The sequence below is a fragment of the Undibacterium sp. RTI2.2 genome, from assembly GCF_035018705.1.
In the GTDB taxonomy this organism is placed as follows: domain Bacteria; phylum Pseudomonadota; class Gammaproteobacteria; order Burkholderiales; family Burkholderiaceae_D; genus Undibacterium.
Genome location: NZ_JASJXN010000079.1, coordinates 1 through 7,110, shown reverse-complemented (window position 1 = coordinate 7,110; position 7,110 = coordinate 1). Strand labels below are relative to the sequence as shown.

Sequence of the window (7,110 nt, the reverse complement as noted above, 5' to 3'; positions counted from 1 at the left end):
GGATAGGTTAATTTCCCTGGTCAATATTCGTTGCGTAAAACTGCGTTTACCTGGTCAATTTTGGATGCGCGTCAACAGCACCGTTTGCTAATACAAAAAGCTAACCTTTTGTTAGCTATTCACTCAACGTTTTTCATAAAAATGCTTAACCACATTGCGCCTTTTTTCCGCCCGGAATAAAAGGCTTTTTTTGGTATGAGGATTCATCTCGACTTCCTTTATTGCTAGTCTCATCAAGATGTAAATTCAATGTGAACCGTTTTCAAAAACACTACTAAACTACTTTTTAATAGGACCTAATCATGAATGCTCGTGATAATAATTTCGCTTCAACAAGCACAATGCCACCCCAAGAAATTTCTCTCGATGTTTTGAAAGAAAAATATGCAAAGGGTGACGAACAAACTATTCTAGACGTCCAGACCCGTGTCGCTTCAGCTCTTTCCAAAGGTGAAGATAACCAAGCCAACTATCAGCAATTGTTTTTAGACGCGCAGCTTAATGGCTTTGTTCCAGCCGGCCGTATCAACTCAATGGCGGGTATGGATTTAAGTGCGACGCTCATTAATTGCTTTGTACAACCCGTAGGTGATTCCGTTTCTAGCTTTGGCAATGGAAAGCCAGGTATTTACAGAGCGCTGGAAGAAGCTGCAGAAACAATGCGTCGAGGTGGCGGTGTGGGTTACGATTTCTCATCCATTCGTCCAAAAAATTCGAAGGTTAAAGGCACGAATTCTCGGGCGTCCGGCCCAATCTCCTTTATGCAAGTTTTTAATGCATCCTGCGCGACAGTAGAATCAGCCGGCGCGCGTCGAGGAGCACAAATGGGAATTCTTCGTTGGGATCATCCTGACATTGAAGATTTCATTTCGGCGAAATCAAAAGGTGATCTCACTAATTTCAATATCTCCATTGGCGTAACAGATGAGTTCATGCACGCTGTTGGCAATAACGATACTGTTGAATTAGTTCACGACAGCGAACCATGCCAAGTCGATGACAATCAAGGTGTACGTTTGCGCGACGATGGAAAATGGGTACACAAAACCATCAAAGCACGCGATCTTTGGGAAAAGGTCATGCAAAATACCTATGCCGCCGCAGAGCCTGGTGTCATATTTTTGTCTCAAATGAACAAGCAAAATAATCTCTATTACTGCGAGACTATTGAAGCGACCAATCCATGTGCTGAACAAGGATTACCCGATTACGGCTGTTGCTGTCTTGGATCCATGAATCTGACCAAGTTCGTTGTCAATCCGTTTGAGTTCAATGTCAAATTTGATTTTAAACAATTCATTCAAGTGGTTACTACGGCAATTCGTATGCTTGATAATGTGTTGGATTGCACAGCATGGCCGTTACCGCAACAAAAGCAAGAGGCGATGAATAAGCGCCGCGTTGGTCTTGGATTTATGGGTCTTGGTAGCGCTCTGGTCATGATGGGTATCCGTTACGACTCGAACGAAGGCAGAGAGTTTGCAGCCCAAGTTAGTAAAGCCATGCGCGATGCTGCCTATCGTGCGTCAATAGAATTGGCCAAAGAGAAGGGACCTTTTATTCTTTTTGATGCCGATAAGTATCTTGCTGGAGAGTTTGTTCAACGCTTGCCGGCGGATATAAAAAATGACATTCGTACCTACGGTATTCGCAATTCGCATTTGCTTTCCATTGCACCGACCGGCACGATCTCGCTTGGGCTTGCAGACAATATTTCCAATGGAATTGAACCTGCGTTTTCATGGGTGTATAACCGTAAAAAACGCATGGCCGACGAAACTCATCAAATTTATGAAGTTGCAGATCATGCATGGCGATTGTATCGTCATTTAGGCAATGATGTGTCTGATGATGCAAAATTACCAAAGCAGTTTGTGACAGCACTCAACATGTCCGCGTTTGATCATATGGAAATGCTTAGTGTGGTTCAACCTTTCATTGATTCCGCTATCTCTAAAACCGTCAACGTACCTGCTGACTATCCCTACGAGGATTTTGTTAACCTCTATACTGAGGCTTGGAAAGCCGGTCTGAAGGGTTTGGCTACCTATCGACCTAATAGTGTCTTAGGCAGCGTTCTATCCGTATCTGCACCGCCTCCTGTGGAAGCTAGTACAGAGTTTGAAGATAAGCCTCTATCGTATGATATTGACCCGCTTAAAAAACAGTTTGAAGGCCGTCCTTTGGGCGACTTACAATCTGTCACATCAAAAGTACAGTATTCCACTTTTGAAGGAAAGAAGACGGTGTATTTGACGGTCAGCTTTATTCCTGTCGATGGTGTATTGAACGGTAAGCAGGTGAGGATTGAACGTCCGTTCGAGTTTTTTATGCCAGCGGGTCAGAAAAATGATGGGCAACAATGGATTACGGCCAGCATGCGACTGTTATCCATGGCAGCAAGATCTGGAGGTTCAATTGCAAACGCTCTCGAAGACATGCGGGAAGTTGTTTGGGATAAAGGCACCGTTCGTTGTGGCTCCATTGAAAAAGAAGCTGGCCAAATTATTCCATTGCATCATGAATCAGAAGTTGCTGCCATCGGCTACGCGTTACAGCGTATCTTGATTAAGCGTGGCTTTTTGGATGCATCAGGTGGTCAAATACCTGTGAATACTTTATCGTCAAAATTTCTGGAAAATGATCTTGAATTTGATGATGCAGAACAAATTGCTGCTGAGGCACCAGGCAATTTTTATCAAGCTGTCGGTAAGAAATGCGGTGAATGCTCCGCCTACGCAGTTCAAAAGGTAGACGGATGTGACCGTTGCGCAAATTGTAATTTTATTGGAAGTTGTGGTTAGAATTAATGGAAAGGGGGCTTAATTGCCCCCTTTTTTTATTTCAGCGTTTGTCTCGCAATCGCTTTGTTAATGTCGTCAACCTCAACCGTGGTTCCCTCTCCACGATATAGTTTCGCGTTCACTGCATCTTGAATCACGGTACACATATTTGCTACGGTCCCTTTGACATTACTGTGATCTAGCAAATAGACAATCCGTTCGGGTGATACCTCTGCGCTAAATTTAGTTTTGGATTTGTTCATCAAATTTTGGATGAATGTAACCTGCATTGACGTCTCGGGCACATCAAAGAAATACTTCTCTGATATACGGCCACCACGCAAAACGGCCTGGTCGATATGTTCAATGTAATTGGTCGCTGCAACAAAGAGGATATCCCGTTTTTCGTTAGACACACCATCCATTACCGTCAGTAACTTATTCGTTACCGCAGAGTTATTTGAGTAGGCGCGATCACGCAAGACGTCATTGGCTTCGTCAATAAAAATAATGCAGGGTCTGATGTTCAATGCTTCTTTATATAGTTTATCAATGAGTCCCGTGTCAGCAATCAAATCATTCGACGTGGTTGCCAGAAATGCCCATCCGGAATCCTTTGCCAAAGATCGTGCACATTCCGTTTTTCCCGTACCTGGTTCAGAACCATAAAATACCAATCCCGTTGGCAAAGAACCGCCAGATTCTTCGATATGTTGAATATTCTTCATACGATAGACAATCGAGCGCAAATCATCCTTTAAGCCGTCCGGCAACAGCATCTGATCAATGCCTTTCGCATTATCGACAGGAAGTCCTTGAGTACCTTGGATTTTTCGTAAAGCGCTAAAAATATCGTCAGAGGTAATTTTGGAGTAGGGCGTTGATTTATGAATCGATGCCATTTCCTTCGCCACTGACAAGATACGAACAACAGAAAACCCATCCCAACGTTTCGCCGCAGTCTCAACTGCACCTAACTGAATCTTGGAAGAATCGATGAACTTGATTAACTCGCTGAGCAAAATCAACTCTCTCGACTGTTCGTTCGGTGGAACTACTTCAATCTTAAAATCGAATCGTCCCTCGCGTATTCCTGCACCGTCCAATTTTGCGACATGATTCGTTGCCGCAACTATTACGACACCGAACGATCGGAGATTCACTAATTCTGTCAATAAAGTATTCACAATCTTGCCGTCTTCGGAATTTGATCCTTTATTAGCACCGCGATCGCCCAGAAAAGAATCGATTTCGTCAATCAGTAAAACACAAGGGGCTCGGGACTTCGCTTCTTGGATAGATTTCATTAAATTGACGGTTGTTTCATTGACCCATGGACTGGCAACAAGCCCGTTCGTCAGTTCAACAAAAGGGAGTTTCAGCTCTCCCGCGAGAGCCTTTGCTAATGCTGTTTTTCCATTACCAGGTTCACCTGTCAATAAGATGCCATTTCTCGCCGCAGCACGGTTCTTATGAGCACGAATGATCTCCAAAGATGCGTCTTTGATGCGTTTCTTTTCTTGATCCATGCCAATGATGCTATCGAAGCCACGCACCGGACGCACTGCTGCAGTAATGTTGGAACGGTTAGAAGGGCCATTTGAGTAATCAGATTGCTGACGCGTCTTAATTTTCCCTCTAACAAATATTCGTGGGAAAAAGTTTTGTCTCAGCGTCGTACAGCCATTATCGTTTAACTCTTTGGCATAGCCTTCGTACATCATCATTAATGCTACTCCGGCAAAAATGAGAAATTCAGGCGCAGGAAATGCGTATGCCCCGATACAGGTGATTATGCTAATAAACCATAAAATACAAGACATCCAATACAGGATTGTTACTTTATTTTTGGGCATGATGAAACCGATATAGACATGGAGAAGCGTCAATATCATCGCCACTAAAAGGCCCGGTTTATTGAGGGCAGCGCTAGATGTATTAAACCAAAGCATAAACTGGTAGGCGAGACATACACAATAAAACTGCGCAGGTCGCTTGTAGTAAGTTGGTGTAGACGCTGGTACTGATTCAACATCGGATGACATAATGTTCTCCTAAATTCTTCGATATATTTATCCTACCCGATGCCTCTATTTGTCAAGAAAACGCAAATAACTTCTTAACGATTCTTGCACCGATAAAATATTTGCTGCATAATCTTAATCGAGTCAATATATTTTCGCTTTTCTAGCTAGGCAACTAGCATCGTCAAAAGACTTCGGTCTTTTCATCCAACCATTGGGGTTATCAATCCCGATGGGTTTGGTGACCTCAATTTTTTTAGAGGTTCATCATGAAGGTTACATTTTCAGCTGCAGCTCATACCAATTCTGTTCTCGACAAAATTGAACAAACTGCAAAAGCTTTCACCACAACTCCGGAACTGTTTCGCCCTGAGTTTTGGGAATTTATTGCTAAGCGTGCTTCCAATTCAAAGTACGCTCAAGATGTTCTGAACGAACTATATCAACTAGCTTCTGCCGGCGTAACCATTGATTCATTTATCTCAAGTAATTTAGTTCAAGTGATGCAAATCGCTAGAACAACACTGCGCACAGCTGAGATAAACAAAATCTGTGGTTAGTGCAACACAACAGGAATATCAGCCACATGTTGGGCGGCCATTCTTGCCCAAATATGATTTCCTTGTTCGGTCAATTCTTTCACTCTTGCCTCGCCTAACTCGCGCAGCAAGTGTGGAGGAATTGCATCGATTTTTCTTTCCAGCAGCGATTCCCAAATATCTTTTTCGTTTTCGTCAAACTTAACGATTCCGTTTATAAGTTCCATTTCTTTTCTCCGTTTATTAGTACAACTTCAGCTTACTGGAAATTTAGTATTGTCAAATCGAGTCGAATAACGAAAATCATCCGCTTTTCGCCATTCGATTCATCGTCAGGAAACTGACATCGTCCAGGGGATTTACCTTCCCCAAATTATAGCCATTAATTTTATACACCTACTTTTCCACACCAGTAGGTGTGGTTCATCATTTGGAGAATTTTATGAAGCAAAATCCTACCCTTTTTGTTAGCCGATCTCGTCGCCTCATTATTGATGAGGTTGATACGAACGGCTTGTCCAAGAAGACCAAACAAAGCCCTAACCAACTGAGTGTTTCCTATCCAGATTTGGAAATAATGAAGCAAACCGACTGGATCAATTATCTAGAACAGTTGATGATTAGTCCTATGGCTAATCACAGTTCAGAAAAAACATTTCAAGCAGCATTTGCAGAAACTTCACCCCAGCGACACTTTAATACAAACGGATTTCACTTTTTTGTGTCAAGTGAACATATCGCCGGGAACATCACAATTATCCACATTCATTACAAAGAAAAGTATTTCTTTTTGCATGATCAGTGGGATGTCAATGTAGAACAAATTCGATTCAAAGTGGAATTACGTATCTCAGCTGATTTAAAACTGTCTTCACAAGGCTTAGTTGAGTAATCAAGTAATTGCAATTGAAAAATCCCTCGGGGCCAAAAGCCCATTGGGTGTGGCTCATAACTTATTGGAAGAGCCATGAATCAAAATCAAACTGCCTTACTCACCGCATGCAAGCATGCATTATCCCTAGGTTTCAACGAAGAAGCGATTTTAAAATATGTGTTTGAAACTATTGGTTTCGGTTGCATTGGAATCTTAGTTGAACACGTTGTGATCAGTACCAATGTTCCGGATCGTGCTAAGCGTGACAGAGAATTATTTACGCGACTTGAAGCATTAGTCAAAAACTCACCTCGCGGAAGCTATGTCATAGTTGAAAGAAAATTTCCTCAACTTGAAGATCAAACCCCCAGTAGCAATACATTCCAAACAATCGTATCAGACGGTAGCGGCGAGATTGCAGAGGGAGGCCGTTTTAGTTCATACGGACTATATCCCTCTTCAGCGATGGTTCTAACAGAAATGGTTCAGTACGAAATTAACCAATGTTGTTCGTCTTTATTGCTGACGCAGCAAACTAATGACTGCAAAGCTATTATTCGTAAACATAATTTAAGGCCTGGTCAACATTACGAAATTACCTGCCGAACTGGCGATTTTAAATCGTTTTCAAAAGCAATCATCACTCATATTGCGTTTGAACACGGCTTTGTTAGCGTCAAATTATTCCGCAAAGGCAAATCTACGCCAACTTATCAAACTATTCTTGCAAATACATTTGCAGCCTATGTTTTTACGGAGTCCCAAACTTTAATACTTAGCGGTGTTTCTAAGGTTGTGTCTCACTCACTAAATTCATCATAAAGCGCGTGAAACCTTGGCGTTCAGGCCGGGGAGGCAGAGCGCGGGACGCGACGCGTTCCTTTGCTTTG

At 42.5% G+C, this 7,110-nt stretch carries 6 protein-coding genes; 4 read left to right on the top strand and 2 right to left on the bottom strand.

Going from position 1 to position 7,110, the window contains the following annotated elements; translation table 11 throughout:
* Positions 1 to 302 precede the first annotated feature (302 nt).
* Positions 303 to 2,804 (top strand): adenosylcobalamin-dependent ribonucleoside-diphosphate reductase, encoded by a 2,502-nt coding sequence (locus tag QN395_RS20750; protein ID WP_323492925.1) that lies wholly within the window; start codon positions 303 to 305, stop codon positions 2,802 to 2,804.
* 35 nt (positions 2,805 to 2,839) lie between these two features.
* On the opposite strand, the gene QN395_RS20745 is transcribed toward QN395_RS20750, so the two are convergent.
* The gene (locus tag QN395_RS20745; RefSeq protein WP_323492924.1) at positions 2,840 to 4,828 is read right to left on the bottom strand and encodes an AAA family ATPase; all 1,989 of its coding nucleotides are present in this window, start codon (positions 4,826 to 4,828) and stop codon (positions 2,840 to 2,842) included.
* Between the two features lie 248 nt (positions 4,829 to 5,076).
* Here QN395_RS20745 and QN395_RS20740 point away from each other — a divergent pair, with 248 nt between their 5' ends.
* Entirely contained in the window at positions 5,077 to 5,367 is a 291-nt protein-coding gene (locus QN395_RS20740; protein WP_323492923.1) for a hypothetical protein, read from the top strand.
* Here the strand turns inward: QN395_RS20740 and QN395_RS20735 are convergent.
* Positions 5,364 to 5,573, bottom strand: a complete 210-nt coding sequence (locus tag QN395_RS20735; RefSeq protein WP_323492922.1) for a hypothetical protein — start codon at positions 5,571 to 5,573, stop codon at positions 5,364 to 5,366. The two genes, QN395_RS20740 and QN395_RS20735, sit on opposite strands and share 4 nt — an antisense overlap.
* A 215-nt stretch (positions 5,574 to 5,788) precedes the next feature.
* On the opposite strand from QN395_RS20735, the gene QN395_RS20730 reads away from it, so the two are divergent.
* Together QN395_RS20730 and QN395_RS20725 are read left to right on the top strand one after the other, a co-directional pair.
* Positions 5,789 to 6,238: a hypothetical protein gene (locus QN395_RS20730; protein ID WP_323492921.1), complete on the top strand. Its 450-nt coding sequence runs from the start codon at positions 5,789 to 5,791 to the stop codon at positions 6,236 to 6,238.
* Positions 6,239 to 6,313: 75 nt separating this feature from the next.
* A complete protein-coding gene (locus QN395_RS20725; RefSeq protein ID WP_323492920.1) occupies positions 6,314 to 7,042 on the top strand; it encodes a hypothetical protein in 729 nt (242 codons plus the stop codon).
* Positions 7,043 to 7,110: the final 68 nt, after the last annotated feature.

Excerpts from the sequence above, each read along its gene's own strand:
- QN395_RS20740 (WP_323492923.1), top strand. The coding sequence starts at position 5,077 with ATGAAGGTTACATTTTCAGCTGCAGCTCATACCAATTCTGTTCTCGAC.
- QN395_RS20735 (WP_323492922.1), bottom strand. The coding sequence starts at position 5,573 with ATGGAACTTATAAACGGAATCGTTAAGTTTGACGAAAACGAAAAAGAT.
- QN395_RS20745 (WP_323492924.1), bottom strand. The coding sequence starts at position 4,828 with ATGTCATCCGATGTTGAATCAGTACCAGCGTCTACACCAACTTACTAC.
- QN395_RS20730 (WP_323492921.1), top strand. The coding sequence starts at position 5,789 with ATGAAGCAAAATCCTACCCTTTTTGTTAGCCGATCTCGTCGCCTCATT.
- QN395_RS20725 (WP_323492920.1), top strand. The coding sequence starts at position 6,314 with ATGAATCAAAATCAAACTGCCTTACTCACCGCATGCAAGCATGCATTA.
- QN395_RS20750 (WP_323492925.1), top strand. The coding sequence starts at position 303 with ATGAATGCTCGTGATAATAATTTCGCTTCAACAAGCACAATGCCACCC.